Origin of the sequence: Ectobacillus ponti (assembly GCF_024294785.1) — a bacterium.
GTDB lineage: Bacteria > Bacillota > Bacilli > Bacillales > Bacillaceae_G > Ectobacillus > Ectobacillus ponti.
Map to the genome: position 1 here is coordinate 1 of NZ_JANCLT010000113.1, position 531 is coordinate 531.

Annotated in this window: 1 protein-coding gene; it reads right to left on the reverse strand. The window is 45.4% G+C overall.

The features are described from left to right. On the reverse strand, nt 1-531 hold a 531-nt coding region (locus tag NK662_RS24815; RefSeq protein WP_254761384.1), incomplete at both ends, for a cytochrome P450.

A 531-nucleotide genomic window follows, 5' to 3' on the forward strand; every position in this document is an offset into this window, starting at 1 on the left:
GTGGTTGTCAAATCTAGTAGGGTCAAACTTGACCGGGTCATTGAAAAAATTTCCATCCAAATGTGTGATACGTTGAGCAGTGAAGACTTGCCAGCCTTTTGGAATGTGATAGCCCCGGTATTCAATGTCTTTGATAGCTGTTCGGAAGCTTCCAAAAATTGGAGAAATTGTCCGTAGTATCTCCAATGCCACCTTCCATGTGTACTTCATCCTTGAGACATCATCCCAGGTTAAAGGCTCATTAGGTCCTTTGCTCCTAGCAATCTCCTCTTGTTCCTCGGTTATCTTGCCAAGGATGTCTGGATCATTAGCTAGGCACCGGATCAAGAAGGTGATAAGAACAGACGATGTTTCATAACCGGCAGCCAGGAGAACGATTGCATTGTCCACAATGTCCTCTACTGTGAGCGAGTGTGTGCCTTTGGAGCGCAAAACAAGCATGTATGTGAAGAAATCATCAGCTGAACTAGAATAGCCTTGCTGCAATGCTCCTTCCATGTCACGAGCAATTTGCCTCAGCACCTTCCTGAT